The organism is Candidatus Sulfotelmatobacter sp. (assembly GCA_036500765.1).
In the GTDB taxonomy this organism is placed as follows: domain Bacteria; phylum Acidobacteriota; class Terriglobia; order Terriglobales; family Acidobacteriaceae; genus Sulfotelmatobacter.
Genome location: DASYBM010000009.1, coordinates 147449 through 163808 on the forward strand (window position 1 = coordinate 147449; position 16360 = coordinate 163808).

Below are 16360 nucleotides of genomic sequence, written 5' to 3' on the forward strand. Positions count from 1 at the left end.
GGGAAAGTATGCTGTCAGTAATTCCTGGCGAGGTATTCGCGCAACCGCGCCAGCCGGAAGGTGGCATCGCCGGTCTCGATCCGCAACAGCAGCTGCGCGGCGCTGAGTTGATTATGAAAATCGAAAGCTATCGATGTATCCGGATTGTCGACCACGGCAAGATTTTTCTCAATCTGTACGCTTTCCTCCTCTAGCGTCTTGAGCTTGGACTCCTGCACCGAAACGCTATCCACTAATTGCCGGTGAAGCACCTCCGCATTGCGGACCACGTCGCCTTCCTGCACTTTTTTCCATTCGCCGTATGATTCCGCGGCGCGATCCAGATGCTTGTTGATAGCCCGGCTCGCGAGATTGTAATTAAGAGAAACGGCGCCGTACGGCTGTGGACCATAGGCAACCGGATTCGCCTGCTGGTGTATACCGACCGAAAGAGCGACATCCCAATTGTTCTGCCGGTTCAGTTTATCGAGGGCTCTCTGCTCATTGGCCTCATTGCCCAATTTTTCCGCGACCAGTTCTTTCAGCGGTTTTTCGCTGAGCGGCGGAACGTAGAGCACGGTGATCTTCAATTGCGTGTCGGCGCGGTCCGCGTCCAGCTTGATCCTGGTCGTTTGCAGCGCAAACAGCATCAGGCGCGTTGCGTTCTGCGTCTCGACCATCTTCGCCGTCCGCTCCATCAGTGTATCCAGCGACTTCGCAGCCTCGTCGATCAGGGTCAGCCGATTGCCAAGAGCTTCTTTCTCCAGGCTGGTCAGCGCGTATTGCACGTCCTGCTGGGCGCCAGTGGTCGCTTTGTAGAGCGCGCAATTCTTGCGTGCTACGTCCATGGTCAGGCTGGCTTTTCGTATGTCCGACAAGCCGACTGATGCTCCACCCACGATTTGCAGGGGCAATCCGGTCTCCGGCTGGGTGAAACCCGCCGCGGCGACCGGCGTGCGCAGCAAGTCTCTCTGAGCCTCCGCCTGCTCCATTAGGTAAGAGCAATACGCCAACTGGTCTTTCTTTACCTCCTGGTCCGCCTTTACTTCCCGGTCGGCCCCCAGCACCGGGGCCGCAATCAAAATTAATATGATCGATACCACCACGAACTTGCAGCGATTCAGGAACATTCGCGCTCTCCTAGAATGGATCAATCAGGCTAGAACAACACCGGCTTGCGGCCCAGGAATACCGTCTTCGATTTCGCGGACTCGTCACGATCCAGATTCATCTGGATCAGAAAGCCGCGAATCTGTGTCTTGAAAATAGGATGGACGGCTTGCTCTTCGCCGGGGAATAGCCGCTTCACCGAACCCACATAGCGGCAGAGAATCATATTCAGATAGCAGTCGTAAATGGCCGCGCCCGCTACTGCGTTCGCCTGGTTGTCATAAGGAACGAAGGCGAAGTACAGCCTCTTCTCTCCCGAGGCATTCAGGTAATAGGGACTCTCTTTCGCCGTGCGGATGGCTTGCCTGAGACGATCGATCTGCCGCAGTTCCTCCTGATCCTGCTTCTCTGCAACGTTGATGGCGACATCCAACTGGGCGACCTCCGACCGCAACTCCGCCTGCTTGACCAGTACATCCAGCGAGGTGGTTCCGATCGTGGTCTTATCGAGCACGCTGTCGGTCAGCAGAACTTCGGCAATCTTGCTGTCGGTATAAGCGCCCTTGGCCTGATTTAGCGCTGCCAGTTGCGTCGCCGCGTCGCCTTGCGTGATCAAACCGGCCGCCAGATCTCGGTTAATGTTCGACTCCACTTGGTTAAGCCGCGCCAACACGCTCTGCGTTTTCTGGTTGTCTTGCAGTTTCTGTTTATCGAGTGTCGCGAGTTCCGGACCCGCGGTCAGGTTGTGATTTTGCTCCCGCGCGATCGCGGATTGCAGTTCCGGCTCCAGCGCCAGCAAGGCGCCCCGGTGCTTTTTCATTTCGGCAAGCCCAGTTTCGAGTTTCTGTGTATCGACCTTCAGATCTTCAATAGTCTGCTGGCTGGTCACCAGCTTTTCCCGGAAGTCGAGGCTCTTCTCGTCCGCGGCAGAAAGAATTACCGGCGCAGCCCACGAGCTGTTCACCGCATAAAAACCCATCACCCAGGCATAAGCCAGAATGCCTGCCAGCACCAGATACAACACTGTGATTGCAAACACGCGGTAAAGCGCAATCACCAGCCGGTAGTGCAGCGATTGCTTGGGCGGAGATTGCTTCGTCGGCCCCAGCTTCGCCTCCGGCGGTGGCGTAATCACTTTGGCTTCGGACGCCAGCGTATCAACGGGTGGTGTGGCCAACGGGCACCTCGGATGTTTCGATATGTGGTTCTATGGACGGTTCGATGATTCGAGTCCCCCAGTCCGCGGAATCCATCGTGCATAGCGCCAGGGGCGTGAGGAACAAGCTGCTTACCAGCGACCATCCTACATAGGCGGCAAACGCCAACGGATGATTGACCGCTTCTTTCGCGCTATATTTCTTGATCACCCAAGTCAGCACAGCTCCAATTCCAAGCGCTGCCACCAACGGGAGCGGTCCCGCCCAAGCCAGGGGATCCGAAACAAGCATAGTCACCGCCACCAGCAGCCCAACGATCGCCCCCAGCGGAACCAGTACCAGAGTCAGCACGGTGTTGGGGTGCAGTTTCCACACATGCGTCGGGAGCGTTTTCAGTGTGAAGAAAAAATCGCGCACAATGCTGCGCCGCCAGCGCAGTTGCTGTTTGAACAACACCGACAAGGTGTTCGGCACGGTGGTCCAGCATAACGCATCATTGTTGATGTAGGTTCCATACCCGCGCAGCAAAGTTTGATGCGTCAAAAAGCGATCTTCTCCTTGATTTACCGGAACCCCAAACCAGTTGCGCGCGCGGATCGCCGGCTCAATCTCCAGCAGCAACGCGCGGCGGATCGCGAACAGGCATCCGCTGATGCAGCACACGCTGCGCGTCCAATTCTCGGGAATTTTGTAAAGCTGGAACGCCGAAAAATAAATGATCGTCTGAATGGCGGTGATCACGCTATCGTTGGGATTTCTCACTCCCACGCGCCCACCGACCGAGCCTATTCCCGGCTCCGCAAAACAAGCGGTCAGTTCTCGAATGGCGTCGGGATGGAAAATGCAATCGGAGTCGATGGAGATGATAACCTCCGCGGTCGAGTGTTGCAGGGCATTGCAGACGGAGCGCGCCTTTCCGCTGTTGACCTCATTCCGTCCCGTACTGATTCGTATGTTGGTGAAATCGCGCTGGGCCTTGAGCATCCATTCGTAGCTGTCATCGACCGAGCAATCGTCCTGTGCGATCACTTCAAATTTATCGTTCGGATAGTTGCTTTTGCTGATGCTCTCGATCGTCTCGTAAACCGTCTTGCCTTCGTTGAAGCACGGCATGAGGACGCTCACGGTGGGCTCGTACGAATAATCTTTTTTGGCCTTCGTGCTCGGGAAGGCGAACCGCAGGATAATTCCCATCAAATATTTGACCACCGAGATCAGCAGGCAGAGCACGAGGACCAGCCACAGCAGAATGGGGGCCATTGACCGTCCCGCCTCCCGGTCGGGACATCGACAATGCGAGGAAAAGAGATAAAGAGACATGTCTGGCAGAGTGGATACCTATCGGGCAGCTCCGCGCCAGACCGCTCCTGAAGCCGCTCAATATCATATCCCGTTCGCCGCTTGAATTGATGGAGTTGATAACCCCGCCGCGGTAAAGTTGCAATACGCGCTTCACCGGCGCGACAATCTGATCGTGGAAAAGCACTCATCCAGCAACCGTCAAAACGCGCCGGCCAAAGGACGCGAACTCTTCGCTCCCGGTGCTCTGGTGATAGCTACGTTGAGTAACCCCCGCGAAAAGTTTTGGGGAATGATCCTTGCCCTTGCCCAAGAGGGCCTTAGCTTGAGCGGCGCCGAACTCGCCTCCTTTGAAGATCTCACGGTAATGGTCCGCGACGGCGAACCCTTCACGCCGGCCGTCGTTTTCTTTCCCATGCATCGCATCGAACGCGTCGAACTCGATCTACCGGACGGCAGTCTGCCTTCTCTCTCCCAGCGCTTTTTCTCCAAGACCGGCCTCCAGCCCTCCTCCGCGCTGGCGCCTTCCCGCGAAAACGCAAACGCGACTCACAACGTTCCTATCTCGCCATCGCAGTTTCCGAAGCATGTGCCCAAGGAGCACGCGTGAAGCTCTCCCATATCTTCACCGCTCCCAATCAACTCACGCTGCTACGAATGGTTTTTGTTCCGTTCATCGTGATCCATCTCGTGGAGGGCCGTTATCTTTGGGCGCTGGTCGTTTTCGTCATTGCCGGCCTCAGCGATGGCCTCGACGGCCTGCTCGCGCGGACGCTTCATCAACAAACCTTGCTCGGGCAGTATCTTGATCCCATTGCCGACAAGCTTCTGTTAAGCACTATCTTTCTCGTGCTTTCCATCCTGCACAAAATTCCGTGGAAATTCACCGTGCTGGTGTTCAGCCGCGACATTTCCATCCTCGCCGCCAGCACCGTTTTGTTCGCGATCGCCGGCCTGCGTAACTTCAGTCCCAGCATTTTCGGCAAAGCCAACACTTTCTCGCAGATCAGCGCAGTATTTTTCGTCTTGCTGCTTGAGGTTTATCCCGCGCGCTGGATCTGGATCGTCCGCACCGTCTTTCTACGCGCCACTTTCATTTTCACCATTGTTTCGGCCCTGCATTACGTGATCCTGGTGCAGCAGCGCCTGCGCGAGCACACGCATGCCTTGCCGCCGGCCCGCAGTTCAGCCGTCTGACCGCATGTGGACAAAGGATTCTACAAGTGCGTTGTCATCCCGGAGCGAAGCCGCTCTTTATGCGTAGCGTTTCAGGCCTGACCGGCTGGGCTTGACCGGCCCCTCGCGCCAGCCAGCCTGCACAACTGTCAGTCGCGGTCGCAATTTGACCGGCTCTCGCCTGCTCCCTAGAATCTTAGATTCGCTTCTAGCTGCTCGAACGCCCCTATGCCTCTTCGTCTGTACAACACCATGTCGTCGCGGGTCGAGGACTTTCGCCCGATTCGCGATCGCGAAGTCCGCATGTACGCCTGCGGCCCCACGGTTTATGACTATGGACACATCGGCAATTTCCGCACTTTTGTCGCCGTCGATCTTCTCCGCCGCTTCTTTCGCCAGAGCGGATATGCCGTTTGCCATGTCATGAACATCACCGACGTCGACGACAAAATTATCCGCAACTCCGCGCGCGATGGCGTAAGCGTGCAGCAATACACCGCGAAGTTCGAGAAGGCATTCCTCGAAGATGCAGCCATGATCGGCATCGAGGAACCCACGCTGGTGCGCGCCACCGAGCACATTGCGGAAATGGCGGCCTTCGTCGCGAAACTTGTAGAGAAAGGATTCGCCTACCGCACCGACGACGGTTCATACTATTTTCGCATCGCCAAGTTTCCCGAATACGGCAAACTTTCGAAGCGAGATTTCGCCGGCATGCAGGACGGCGCCCGCGTCGATGTGGACGAATACGACAAAGACAGCGCCCGCGACTTCGCTCTCTGGAAAGCGCCGAAACCGGGCGAGGCTTTTTGGGAATCGGCGATCGGCCCCGGCCGTCCCGGCTGGCACCTCGAGTGCTCCGTCATGTCGATGGAAGAGCTCGGCGAAACCTTCGACCTGCACGCCGGCGGAGAAGACTTGGTCTTTCCCCATCACGAAAATGAAATTGCCCAATCGGAATCCTACACGGGAAAAACTTTCGCTAACTTCTGGTTCCATCCACGCTTCCTGTTGGTTGAAGGCGAAAAGATGTCGAAGAGCCTGGGCAACTTCTTCACACTCCGCGATCTGGTTTTAAAAGGCCACAAGCCCTCGTCCTTGCGCTATCTGCTCGCTTCGGTTCCATACCGCAATCAGCTGAACTTTACCTTTGATGGATTGAAGCAGGCTGCCGTGTCAGTCGAACGCCTGCGAAATTTTCAATTGCGCCTGAAGACGGGAAACTTCGCCGAAGGTTCCACCCCGCAGATGCAGACTCTAGCGACCGAAACCATCGCGCGCATAACCGCCGCGCTCGACGATGACCTCAACACTGCGCAGGCGCAAGCTGCGATTTTCGAAATGGTGCGCCAAGCCAATGCAGCCTCGGATGCCGACGGAATTAGGCAAGACGATGTCCCGCCCTTGCTCACAGCGCTCACCAGGTTCGACGAAATTTTCGCAGTACTCGATGACGACGATGCTCCGAAAATGAAACGGGTCTTCGATTGGGCAGTCACAGCAGGCCGCGAAAAGGACATCAGCCAAGAGTTACGCGAGGCCGTTCAATCCGCCCAATTCTCAGACGCCGCAATAGACGAAAAGATCTCCGCAATGAAGGCAGCCCGTACCGCCCGCGATTTCAAAGCATCCGACGCACTCCGCGCCGAGCTGGCCGATGCCGGCATCCTCGTAGAAATTACGAAAGATGGTATCCGCTGGCGCAGAAAATGATGTGTGAGCGAGAGATGTTAAGCTGAAAGCTGACGGCTGAGAGCTGACAGGCCATGTTTGGTATGCTTTCCCTCGACGAATATCTCCGCGATGCCGAGCAGGCCCACGGTCATCTCTGTGCCGGCCAGGTTCTCGGCGTACGTCTCGCCATGCTCGGCCTGCAAAAATTGGGCATCGACGATCCTCGCGGGAAAGACCGGAAGCGCCTCGTCACCTTCGTTGAAATCGACCGCTGCGCCACCGACGCTGTCGCCGTCGTCACTGGATGTCGACTCGGCAAACGCGCCCTGAAATTCCGCGACTGGGGCAAAGTTGCGGCCACATTTGTCGATGTGAACAGCGGCAAAGCGATACGCATCGCCGCGAAAGAGTCGTCCAAAGCCCTCGCCCGCCAGATGCACCCAGACCTCGCCGACAAGAATCAGCAGCAAATGCTGGCTTATCGCGAAATTTCCGACGACGACCTTTTCACCACGCAGTGCGTGAAAGTCGAACTGCCACCCGAAGAATTTCCGGGGTACAAAGGTGAGCGCGTGGTGTGCGAAAAATGCGGCGAGGGCATCAACTTTCGCAGGGAGGTCCGCCGCGACGGAAAGCTCCTATGCCGCGCCTGCGCCGGGGAATGTTACTACGAGGTATTAGAAAACATCTGATCGTTCTCTGTAATTTCGAGTGGAGCCAGATGACGCGTTCGCGCGCCATCTGGCGAAGTGGAGAAACCTGCTTTTCGCCGCTGCGCGACGACCCTCACGCCTGCTCGTACGCATATGCCACGCGCAGAATCGCCGCCTCGTCAAAATGCTTCCCCAGAATCTGTAATCCAATGGGCAGCTTTTCGCGCGTCACTCCGCAGGGCACCGAAATCCCCGGAATGCCTGCCAGGTCAGCCGTCACAGTGTAGACGTCGGCCAGATACATCGCCATCGGATCATTCGACTTCTCTCCCAGCCGAAACGCCGCCGTCGGACTCGTCGGTGTCACAATCGCATCGACCTTGCGGAAAGCCTCGTCGAAATCGCGCGTCAACAGCGTGCGTACTTTTTGCGCTTTCAAGTAATACGCGTCATAGTAGCCCGCGCTCAGCGCATAAGTCCCAAGCATGATGCGCCGCTTCACCTCGGCCCCGAAGCCTTCAGCGCGGCTGCGCCGGTACATTTCCGACAGTGTCTGCACACCGCGCGCCCGATGCCCATAGCGCACGCCGTCAAAGCGCGCCAGATTCGCGGAAGCCTCCGCAGTCGCGATCAAGTAATACGTGGGGATGGCATAAGGCGTATGCGGCAGCGACACGGGCACGATCTCACAGCCCAAAGACTTCAGCTTGTCGATCGCCGCTTCCACAGCCTGCCGCACCTCATCGTTCAGGCCTTCACCGAAATATTCCTTCGCCACTCCGAGTCTCATTCCGCGGAACGGCTTTTCGAGTTCAGCAACATAGTCGGGTACCGGAACCTCGGCCGAAGTCGAATCCATCGGATCGCGCCCAGCAATCGTGCGCAGCACAATCGCAGCATCCGTCACCGTTTTCGTTAGGGGTCCAATGTGGTCGAGCGATGACGCGAATGCGATCAGGCCATAACGCGACACACGCCCGTAGGTCGGCATCAATCCCACCACGCCACAGAATGACGCCGGCTGCCGGATCGACCCGCCGGTATCGGAGCCTAACGTAGCCACGGCCATGTCAGCTGCCACTGCGGCAGCCGAGCCGCCGGAAGATCCTCCGGGTACGCGGCCCAGATCGCGCGGGTTGCGCACCGGACGATATGCCGAATTCTCATTCGACGACCCCATCGCAAACTCGTCGCAATTCATCTTGCCCAACACCACTGCACCTGCTGCTTCCATTCGCGCCACGGCCGTGCAGTCATAGGGCGGAACGTAGTTCTCCAGAATCTTCGATCCCGCAGTCGTGCGCAGTCCGCGCGTGCTCATGACATCTTTAATTCCGACGGGCACACCGCCCAACGGCGGCAACGTTTTTCCTTCCGCCGCCATGCGGTCCATGCGATCCGCCTGCTCGAGCGCCCGCTCCTTCGACAGAGTGAGAAACGCGCCGATTTGCCCATCTTCCTGTTTAATGCGGGCAAAGTGCGCCTCCGCCAGCTCCAGCGCAGTGACCTCGCGCCGTTGCACCGCGGCCCGGGCGGCCTCGATAGTGAGTGAGTTCAATTCCATTAGAAAAAAGTGGCTAGTGATGAGCGAATATCTGTGGTCAGTGGTCGGTGGTAAGTGGTCGGTAATCGGAGATCGGTAGCCAATCAGTTTTACTGATCGCCAGTCACTGGCCACTGACCACTGTCCACTATCTTTCAATCACTTTCGGTACTCTGAAAAATTCTTCGTCCGCATCCGGAGCATTGGCCAGCGCCTCGGCCTGCGGCAAAGATTTGCGCAGCCCTTCCAGAATGTCTTCGCGGCTGGCGTAGACGAAGCGCTCGCTTCCCTGCCGGCTCTCGTCCACGCCATATCGATCCGAAACCTGCGCCATCGGCGGCACATCCGACGTATCCAGCTCATTGAGCAGATCCACGTACGCAAGAATCGAATTCAAGTCGCGCAGCATTCCCCCGCGCTCCTCGGCGGTCAGTTCCAGATTGGCCAGCTCGGCCACATAGGCAACATCTTTATCGGTAGCTTTCATAAAATATGCGGTTGGGACTAGCAAGATGCGAGGCCAGGTTCAGCGCGTATTCTTCTCGGCTTCCGGATGCACCACGACAAACTCGATTCTACGAACCGCCTCGGTGGTATACCGATTGATCTGCGCCAGATATCGCGGCGCAAGGGCCTGCAGCTCCGCTTTCCAGCGCGGACCGGTAACCTCCACTCGCAACACGCCCTCCTCAAACGTCAGCGCCCGAGTGCGCTCAGCCACGGCCGAACCGCACACGACCGGCCAAGCCAGCAGCGGTGCATCCGCCGGCGGCGACTGCCGCAAAGACTGCGCAATAATTCTCTCCAGCCCAGCGCCCGCTTGTTCCAAGCCATCCCTCATCCCAGCCAATGCGAAGGTCCGACGGAAAAATCGATTTTAGCATCCTCGTTCGCTGTCGATCTTGCTTCTTGCTCCCGCGATATCTACGCCGGAAATTCGCGCCGCACAAAGTCCAGCGCCGCGTCTCGCGATGCCAATCGCCCTTCGAGTTGCGCGTCTTCCACCGCGGTAAGGATTTCGCGAAACTTCGGTCCCGGCACATGTCCCTGAGCGATCAAGTCCTCGCCCGTCACCAAGGGCGACGGCCGCATCTTTTCCTGCGGAATCTCCGCTCGTTTCCGCTGGATCAATTCATACGTCGCCAGATTACGATGGCTGGCCAGGCAGTCCGCGCGATGCAAAGCCAAGTGCTCGTCAAATGCCGGGAGACGTAGAAATCGTTTCAGCGTCGATTCCTTCATACGCGAAACGTGGCCAAAGCGCATGTGATTGTCCACGAGCGCCACAATCTGTTCGGTCTCGTCTTTGGAAAATCGTAGGCGCCGGCAAATCTCTTCTGCCATCTTGACCCCCACTTCCACGTGGTTATCGAACCGGATACGGTCCGGAGCCACACGAAAAGTCGCGGGCTTACCCACATCGTGCAGCAGCGCTCCCCACGCCAGCGTCAGCGGACAGGGATTCGGCAGATTCTCCAGCAGCAGCAACGTGTGCACAAACACGTCGCCCTCCGGATGAAACTCCGGCGGCTGTTGCACCTCCTTCATCGCGGAAATCTCCGGCAGCAACCGCTTCAGCAGCCCGCTCGCATCGAGCAAAAGAAACGCCCGTCGGCCGTGCCCCTCCGTCAACATGCGAGTCAGTTCATCCCGGACGCGTTCGCGCGACACTACCTGAATCTGCTCCGCCTGCTTCTGCATCGCCGCAAACGTCCCCGGCTCAATCGCATATTCGAAGCGCGCAGCGAAGCGCACAGCGCGCAGCATGCGCAACTTGTCTTCGCCGAAGCGCCGCTCAGCGTCGCCAATCGCCCGAATTATTCCTGCGTTCAGGTCCTTCCGCCCTCCAACAAAATCCAGCACCTCGCCCGTCATCGGATCGAGCAGCATTCCGTTGATCGTAAAGTCGCGCCGCGCCACATCCTCGCGCGGATCGCCGCTGAATCGCACTTCATCCGGATGCCGTCCATCGGAATACCCAATGTCGCTGCGAAATGTCGCCACCTCAACTGCATGCGGATGGGAAGAAGACTGAACCGGCGACGATTCAGCAGACCCAGCGCTCGCCACCTCTTGTTCTTGCGGCACAGGCACGAGGACCACTCCGAACTGCACCCCGACAGCGTAAGTCTCGGGAAAGATTCGCATGACCTGCTCCGGCCTCGCATTGGTCGCCACGTCGTAATCCTTGGGCTCGCGTCCCAACAAAAGGTCGCGTACGCATCCGCCTACCAGATAGGCCTGAAAGCCCTGCTGGCGCAGAATTTGAATAATGGACGTGGAGAAATCCCTTAAGTGTCGGCCGAAATCATCCATGAATTTCTAATACTATAGAACTATGCCTGACGCCCACATCCTCGGCATCGAAAGCTCCTGCGATGAAACCGCGGCGGCCGTCGTGCGCTCGGGCGAACAACTCATTTCCAATGCCGTCGCGTCGCAGATCGCGACTCATCAACCGTACGGCGGAGTGGTCCCTGAACTCGCCTCGCGCGAACATCTCCGCGCTATCGTGCCGGTTGTACGCCAGGCCCTCGCCGACGCTCATCGTACTTATGATTCCGTCGATGCCATCGCCGTCACTCAGGGTCCCGGCCTCGCCGGAGCTTTGCTGGTCGGCATCAGCTATGCCAAGGCTCTGGCATTCGCGCTCGACAAGCCATTGATCTCCGTCAACCATCTCGAAGGCCACATCCACGCGGTGTTGCTGGAGGAACGGCAGAAAGGCAACCACGAATTGCAATTCCCGCTGCTGGCGCTGGTCGTTTCCGGCGGACACACCCATCTTTACCTTGCAAACCAAAACCATCAATCCTGGACCTACATAAATATCGGCCACACTCGCGACGACGCGGCCGGAGAAGCCTTCGACAAAGTCGCTAAGCTCCTGGGTCTGGGATATCCAGGAGGCCCAACCATCGACCGACTCGCGCTTCACGGCAATCCGAAAGCCGTGAAATTTCCGCCGGCTCAGATCAAGCACCGCGACCGCCGCGACCGCAACGACGGCAAAGAAGTCCAAGTGGACGATCGTCCGCGCTTTGATTTCTCTTACAGCGGAATCAAAACCTCAATCTTGCGTTACGTGGAAGCGCATGATATGCGTGCCTCCGTCGAAGCGCGACGCAAGGCCCTGGCAACTATCCCGAATCCATCGCTCGACGACTATCTCACCCACTGCGACAAGCTCACGCTCGATCTGGTGGCATCGTTTCAGCGCGCCATCGTCGATGATCTAGTAGGCAAGACTCTCGCTGCCGCTCGCGCCTGCGACGTCGCCACGCTTTTTGTGACCGGGGGCGTCGCCGCCAACCAGGAACTACGGCAGACTTTTGAACGCGAAGCCGCGAAGCAGGGAGTGCCCGTATACTTCCCCTCACGTCGCCTGTCGACCGATAACGCCGCCATGATCGCCGCTGCCGCCTACCCTAAGTTCCTGTTGAAAGATTTCGCCTCGATGGATTTCTCCGCGGAGGCCGGCCTGCTCCTGCGCTAAGCAAAAAACCTTAAACCACAGAGGACACACTGCTCCGTGGTCTCCGTGGTTAAGGTTTTTTGCTTGTGCGAGATTAAGACTTTCCTGCGGTAGCCCGATTAGCCTTCCCCATCACGACATCCAGCGCCCGCGCCAACTGCTCTTCAATATCAATGTCTTTGTAGATGGCAAAATTCGCGCGCTTTTCCGACTCAACGAACCCGCTGACGCGGCCTGCGACAATGATGATCGGAAGTCCCGCAGTTTCCGGCTTGTTTTTCAGCGCCGTAATGAATTCACTTCCTGACATCTTCGGCATCTGCATGTCAGTGACAATCAAATCGGGCCGCACCCGTTTAAGCGCCTCCAACGCTTCCTCGCCATTACTCGCGGGCTCAACCGCAAAACCGCGCCCCTCGAGAAAGCAGCCCACGGTGTAGCGAATCAGCATCGAATCGTCGACCACCAGAGCCAGCAGAGGCATAAGAGATGGAGAGACGGAACAATGCCAACACACGCCCCCGCGTCGCACAGTAACAGAGAGTTTTCGAGAGCAACAACGCGAAAAGCAAGAACGGCGATTACTTCTGTCACATCGTCCGCCAGAAAATTATCGGATCGCTCCTTCAGATCTCGGATTCCTGAGTACGGTCTTCGATATTCATGTCCTTGAATTCGCTGGATTCGAAGACCTCGCCGCATTCTTTGCATTCCACAAATTCCGATTCCTCATCGCGGCCTACGATCTGCACGCGTGGATGCTTGCACGGCTGCTTCTTGTCAGGGCTAGGCGGAGCGGGCGACTTGGACGTCATAAATCGGGAGATTTCCAGACCAAACCGAGCGGGATGCTGTTTTTGCCTGGATTTTCCGGTATTTTAGCCTTGCTTTTCCCATTGTCAAGCCCTCACTGCTGCCACTGCTCGGAATATGTAAAAACAAGGGCCTGATCCCGATCCCCCAATTGTTTCCCGACTGGCGATTCCGGCCTCAAATGATTGCCGGCCCCCATAAGCCATTCAGTCATCGATAGTTACCATTAGCAATCATTTTCTTACCTCTGCCTGCCAAACCTTGCCGCCAAGGCATCTATACCGTAGAATGAAATTACGACGGAAAAGGTCGGAATTATCCCCGACCTCTTTGGTCGGATTTACCGGATTGAAGATTACGCTCGGATGAGATGAAGATGAGATGAATAAGATCGGCTTACCCAGGATTTGCCATTGCTGAAGCTTACGAAAAAGGCCGACTACGCGCTGATGGCGATGAAACATCTCGCCGAGCACCCGGGTGAGCGCTCGCGCAGCGCAAAGGATGTGGCCGATGCCTATGGCATTCCGCCCGAGGCCTTGGCCAAGATTCTTCAGCGTTTGGCCAAAGCCGGCCTATTGCAATCGCAGCACGGCACCAACGGCGGATACATGCTGGCTCGCGCCGCTCACACGATTTCGGCTTTCGAAGTGATTCGCGCCATCGACGGCCCGCTGTTCATCACTTCCTGCGTGACCGTGCGCGGGGAGTGCGATCAAAGCGACCGTTGCAATATCCGCGAGCCGCTGCGAAAAGTGAACGACAGTATTGAGGCGGTATTGAAGCGCATCAAGATCTCGCACATGCGGGAAGAACCGGAGGAGGCTGCTGCCACCGCCCCCAAACCGGCAGAACTTGTGACAATCACCTGAGCCGGAAAGCGATCGAGCTTCATCAAAATAGTGAGCGGCTGATGACCAAGGACCAACGACAAACGACCAACGACGAATTTCGGATGAGAGGCAATCCATGAGCACGGACGTAAAGATCCCCCAGGAAACTATAGAGACGCGCCACCCCGGCGCCAACGGCGTGAAGCTGCCCATTTACATGGATAACCACGCCACCACCGCAATGGATCCACGGGTGCTCGAAGAGATGCTGCCTTTCTTCATCGAGAAATTCGGCAACTCGGCCAGCCGCAATCACTCCTTCGGCTGGGCCGCCGAAGAGGGCGTCGAAACAGCCCGCGAGCGCATCGCCAAACTGGTCGGCGCGACCACCAAGGAAATCGTCTTCACCTCCGGCGCCACCGAGAGCGATAACCTCGCCATCAAGGGTGTCGCCGAAATGTATCGCGAGAAGGGCAACCACATCATCACTGCGGTCACCGAGCACAAGGCCGTGCTCGACACCTGCAAGCGCCTCGAGAAATACGGCTACCGCGTGACCTACATGCCGGTGCAGAAAGACGGTCTGATCGATCTCGACGACCTGAAGCGCGCCATGGACGACAAGACCATCCTGGTCACGATCATGGCCGCCAACAACGAAATCGGCGTGCTGCAACCGGTCGCGGAAATTGGCAAACTCTGTCGCGAGCGTGGAGTCATCTTCCACAGCGACGCGACGCAAGCCGTGGGCAAAGTCCCGACCGACGTCAACAAGCAGAACATCGACCTCATGTCGATCTCGGGCCATAAAATGTACGGACCCAAGGGCGTGGGCGCGTTGTACGTGCGCCGCAAGAATCCGCGCGTGCAACTATCAGCCATCATTGACGGCGGCGGCCACGAGCGCGGCATGCGCTCCGGTACATTGAACGTTCCGGGAATTGTCGGCCTTGGAAAGGCCTGTGCCCTCGCGCAAGAAGAAATGCCGAAAGAATCCTGCCATCTCGCCGGCCTGCGCAACCGCCTGCGCGATCGCATTATGAATCGTCTCGACGAAGCCTACATCAATGGATCGATGGAGCATCGTCTGCCCGGCAACCTGAACATCAGCTTCGCCTACGTGGAAGGCGAGTCGCTTCTGATGGGCATCAACGACATCGCAGTGTCGAGCGGTTCGGCCTGCACCTCCGCGACGCTGGAGCCATCTTATGTATTGAAGGCTCTCGGCACCGGCGACGACCTGGCGCACAGCTCGATCCGCTTCGGCATTGGCCGCTTCAACACCGAAGCCGAAGTCGACTACGTCGCCGATCGCGTAATCGAAACCGTCGAGCGCTTGCGCGAACTTTCTCCGCTCTACGAAATGGCCAAAGAGGGAGTCAACCTGAAAGACGTGAAGTGGGCCGGAGAAGCGCATTAAAGGCAAGGTTTCAAGGTTGCAACGTTTCAAGGTTTCGAAACCTGAACTTTGCAACCGAATTGGATTTTGAAACCTTGAAACATTCGAAACTTTGAAACATTGCATTTCGCAAACTTTGAAACTTGGAGCTCAAAAATGTCATACAGCGATAAAGTTCTCGATCATTACTCCAACCCCCGCAACGTCGGCTCCATGGACAAGTCCAGCGCCGACGTGGGCACGGGCCTGGTCGGCGCGCCCGAGTGCGGCGACGTTATGAAGCTGCAGATCAAGGTCAACCGCGAAACCAACGTCATTGAAGACGCCAAGTTCAAGACCTTCGGCTGCGGCTCGGCCATCGCCTCCTCCTCCCTCGCCACCGAGTGGGTGAAGGGCAAGACGGTCGACGAAGCCCTCGCCATCAAGAACATGGACATCGTGAAGGAACTATCGCTTCCTCCCGTAAAAATCCATTGTTCCGTGCTGGCCGAAGACGCCATCCGCGCCGCCATCGGCGACTGGAAAAAGAAGCAGGAAGTCGCCACCCCGGTCGCCGCCGAAGCGAAGTAAAATCGCAGGGGCGTCCTGAAAAAACGGCAGGGCGTCCGTGGAAGAACAACTGGGCGTCGTGGAAGAACGGCATCGTGGAATCGCGGCAACGTATCGTGGAAGAGCGGCCCTTTAGGGCCACAGTTGCGCTGATCGATGACTGTGCTTTAGCCCCGTGAGATCGGCAAGAACGGGAAGGGCACGACTTTAGTCGTGCCGTTAGAGGACGCACTCAACGCGGCTTTAGCCGCCGAGGGAATGCTAAAGAAGAGATGACGACCGCAACCGAGCAAAAACCCGCGCAGGCCCCGGCCAAAGGAATTCTCGTCACCGAGAAAGCCTTGTCCAAAGTCCGCAGCGCCATGGCCAAAGAAGGCATCTCGCCCAAGCAGGGCGGCTTGCGGCTCGGCGTGCAAGGCGGCGGGTGTTCGGGCCTGAGCTACAACGTGCGCTTCGATACGCAACCGCGCGAGCGCGACCGCATCTTTCAGTTCAGCGATATTCGGGTCTTCGTCGATCCCAAGTCATTCATCTATCTGCACGGCATGACGCTGGACTATCAGGAAACTCTGATGCAACAAGGCTTCGTCTTCGTAAATCCGCAGGCGACGAAGTCGTGCGGTTGCGGCACGTCGTTCTCCGCCTGATGCCTGTGTGGGACTGCGGCCTGCGATTGTGTGGCGCGCCGGCGCTCTTGCCC

Annotated in this window: 18 protein-coding genes; 9 read left to right on the forward strand and 9 right to left on the reverse strand. The window is 57.6% G+C overall.

The features are described 5' to 3' along the window. Nucleotides 1-14: 14 nt before the first annotated feature. The 3 genes from VGM18_12815 to VGM18_12825 are packed head-to-tail and all read right to left on the reverse strand — an operon-like array spanning nucleotide 15 to nucleotide 3506. Nucleotides 15-1109, reverse strand: coding sequence for a hypothetical protein (locus VGM18_12815; protein HEY3973879.1), 1095 nt, complete (start codon nucleotides 1107-1109; stop codon nucleotides 15-17). A 29-nt stretch (nucleotides 1110-1138) separates the two neighbouring features. Then, nucleotides 1139-2266, reverse strand: coding sequence for a hypothetical protein (locus VGM18_12820; protein HEY3973880.1), 1128 nt, complete (start codon nucleotides 2264-2266; stop codon nucleotides 1139-1141). Next, nucleotides 2247-3506, reverse strand: a complete 1260-nt coding sequence (locus VGM18_12825; protein HEY3973881.1) for a glycosyltransferase — start codon at nucleotides 3504-3506, stop codon at nucleotides 2247-2249. The genes VGM18_12820 and VGM18_12825 overlap by 20 nt, the downstream gene beginning before the upstream one ends. A gap of 178 nt (nucleotides 3507-3684) precedes the next feature. On the opposite strand from VGM18_12825, the gene VGM18_12830 reads away from it, so the two are divergent. The 4 genes from VGM18_12830 to VGM18_12845 all read left to right on the forward strand — a co-directional run bounded on the left by VGM18_12830 (nucleotide 3685) and on the right by VGM18_12845 (nucleotide 7087). Further along, nucleotides 3685-4155, forward strand: coding sequence for a hypothetical protein (locus tag VGM18_12830; GenBank protein HEY3973882.1), 471 nt, complete (start codon nucleotides 3685-3687; stop codon nucleotides 4153-4155). After that, complete coding sequence (locus tag VGM18_12835) at nucleotides 4152-4742, forward strand: CDP-alcohol phosphatidyltransferase family protein (protein HEY3973883.1); 591 nt, start codon at nucleotides 4152-4154, stop codon at nucleotides 4740-4742. The genes VGM18_12830 and VGM18_12835 overlap by 4 nt, the downstream gene beginning before the upstream one ends. Before the next feature lie 207 nt (nucleotides 4743-4949). Further along, entirely contained in the window at nucleotides 4950-6434 is a 1485-nt protein-coding gene (gene cysS / locus VGM18_12840; protein HEY3973884.1) for a cysteine--tRNA ligase, read from the forward strand. Nucleotides 6435-6487: 53 nt separating this feature from the next. Continuing rightward, nucleotides 6488-7087 carry an FmdE family protein gene (locus VGM18_12845; protein HEY3973885.1) on the forward strand — a complete coding sequence of 200 codons (600 nt, stop codon included), beginning with the start codon at nucleotides 6488-6490 and terminating at the stop codon, nucleotides 7085-7087. A gap of 94 nt (nucleotides 7088-7181) precedes the next feature. On the opposite strand, the gene gatA is transcribed toward VGM18_12845, so the two are convergent. The 4 genes from gatA to VGM18_12865 all read right to left on the reverse strand — a co-directional run bounded on the left by gatA (nucleotide 7182) and on the right by VGM18_12865 (nucleotide 10907). Next, complete coding sequence (gene gatA, locus VGM18_12850) at nucleotides 7182-8612, reverse strand: Asp-tRNA(Asn)/Glu-tRNA(Gln) amidotransferase subunit GatA (protein HEY3973886.1); 1431 nt, start codon at nucleotides 8610-8612, stop codon at nucleotides 7182-7184. A 127-nt stretch (nucleotides 8613-8739) separates the two neighbouring features. After that, nucleotides 8740-9078: an Asp-tRNA(Asn)/Glu-tRNA(Gln) amidotransferase subunit GatC gene (gatC, locus tag VGM18_12855; GenBank protein ID HEY3973887.1), complete on the reverse strand. Its 339-nt coding sequence runs from the start codon at nucleotides 9076-9078 to the stop codon at nucleotides 8740-8742. Between the two features lie 39 nt (nucleotides 9079-9117). Then, nucleotides 9118-9420, reverse strand: a complete 303-nt coding sequence (locus VGM18_12860) for a DUF721 domain-containing protein (GenBank protein ID HEY3973888.1) — start codon at nucleotides 9418-9420, stop codon at nucleotides 9118-9120. A gap of 95 nt (nucleotides 9421-9515) precedes the next feature. After that, on the reverse strand, nucleotides 9516-10907 hold the full coding sequence (locus tag VGM18_12865) for a CCA tRNA nucleotidyltransferase (protein ID HEY3973889.1): 1392 nt from the start codon (nucleotides 10905-10907) through the stop codon (nucleotides 9516-9518). Between the two features lie 22 nt (nucleotides 10908-10929). On the opposite strand from VGM18_12865, the gene tsaD reads away from it, so the two are divergent. Continuing rightward, nucleotides 10930-12087, forward strand: coding sequence for a tRNA (adenosine(37)-N6)-threonylcarbamoyltransferase complex transferase subunit TsaD (tsaD, locus tag VGM18_12870; GenBank protein ID HEY3973890.1), 1158 nt, complete (start codon nucleotides 10930-10932; stop codon nucleotides 12085-12087). A gap of 73 nt (nucleotides 12088-12160) precedes the next feature. On the opposite strand, the gene VGM18_12875 is transcribed toward tsaD, so the two are convergent. After that, a complete protein-coding gene (locus VGM18_12875; protein HEY3973891.1) occupies nucleotides 12161-12550 on the reverse strand; it encodes a response regulator in 390 nt (129 codons plus the stop codon). A 142-nt stretch (nucleotides 12551-12692) separates the two neighbouring features. Continuing rightward, nucleotides 12693-12881 carry a hypothetical protein gene (locus VGM18_12880; protein ID HEY3973892.1) on the reverse strand — a complete coding sequence of 63 codons (189 nt, stop codon included), beginning with the start codon at nucleotides 12879-12881 and terminating at the stop codon, nucleotides 12693-12695. 411 nt (nucleotides 12882-13292) lie between these two features. Between VGM18_12880 and VGM18_12885 the strand changes: the two genes are divergently transcribed. The 4 genes from VGM18_12885 (at nucleotide 13293) to VGM18_12900 (ending at nucleotide 16307) form a co-directional block, all read left to right on the forward strand. Further along, the gene (locus VGM18_12885) at nucleotides 13293-13751 is read left to right on the forward strand and encodes an Rrf2 family transcriptional regulator (GenBank protein ID HEY3973893.1); all 459 of its coding nucleotides are present in this window, start codon (nucleotides 13293-13295) and stop codon (nucleotides 13749-13751) included. A 97-nt stretch (nucleotides 13752-13848) separates the two neighbouring features. Next, the gene (locus VGM18_12890; GenBank protein ID HEY3973894.1) at nucleotides 13849-15132 is read left to right on the forward strand and encodes an IscS subfamily cysteine desulfurase; all 1284 of its coding nucleotides are present in this window, start codon (nucleotides 13849-13851) and stop codon (nucleotides 15130-15132) included. Between the two features lie 135 nt (nucleotides 15133-15267). Further along, nucleotides 15268-15681, forward strand: a complete 414-nt coding sequence (gene iscU, locus VGM18_12895) for a Fe-S cluster assembly scaffold IscU (protein HEY3973895.1) — start codon at nucleotides 15268-15270, stop codon at nucleotides 15679-15681. Between the two features lie 251 nt (nucleotides 15682-15932). After that, the gene (locus VGM18_12900) at nucleotides 15933-16307 is read left to right on the forward strand and encodes an iron-sulfur cluster assembly accessory protein (protein ID HEY3973896.1); all 375 of its coding nucleotides are present in this window, start codon (nucleotides 15933-15935) and stop codon (nucleotides 16305-16307) included. Nucleotides 16308-16360 lie beyond the last annotated feature (53 nt).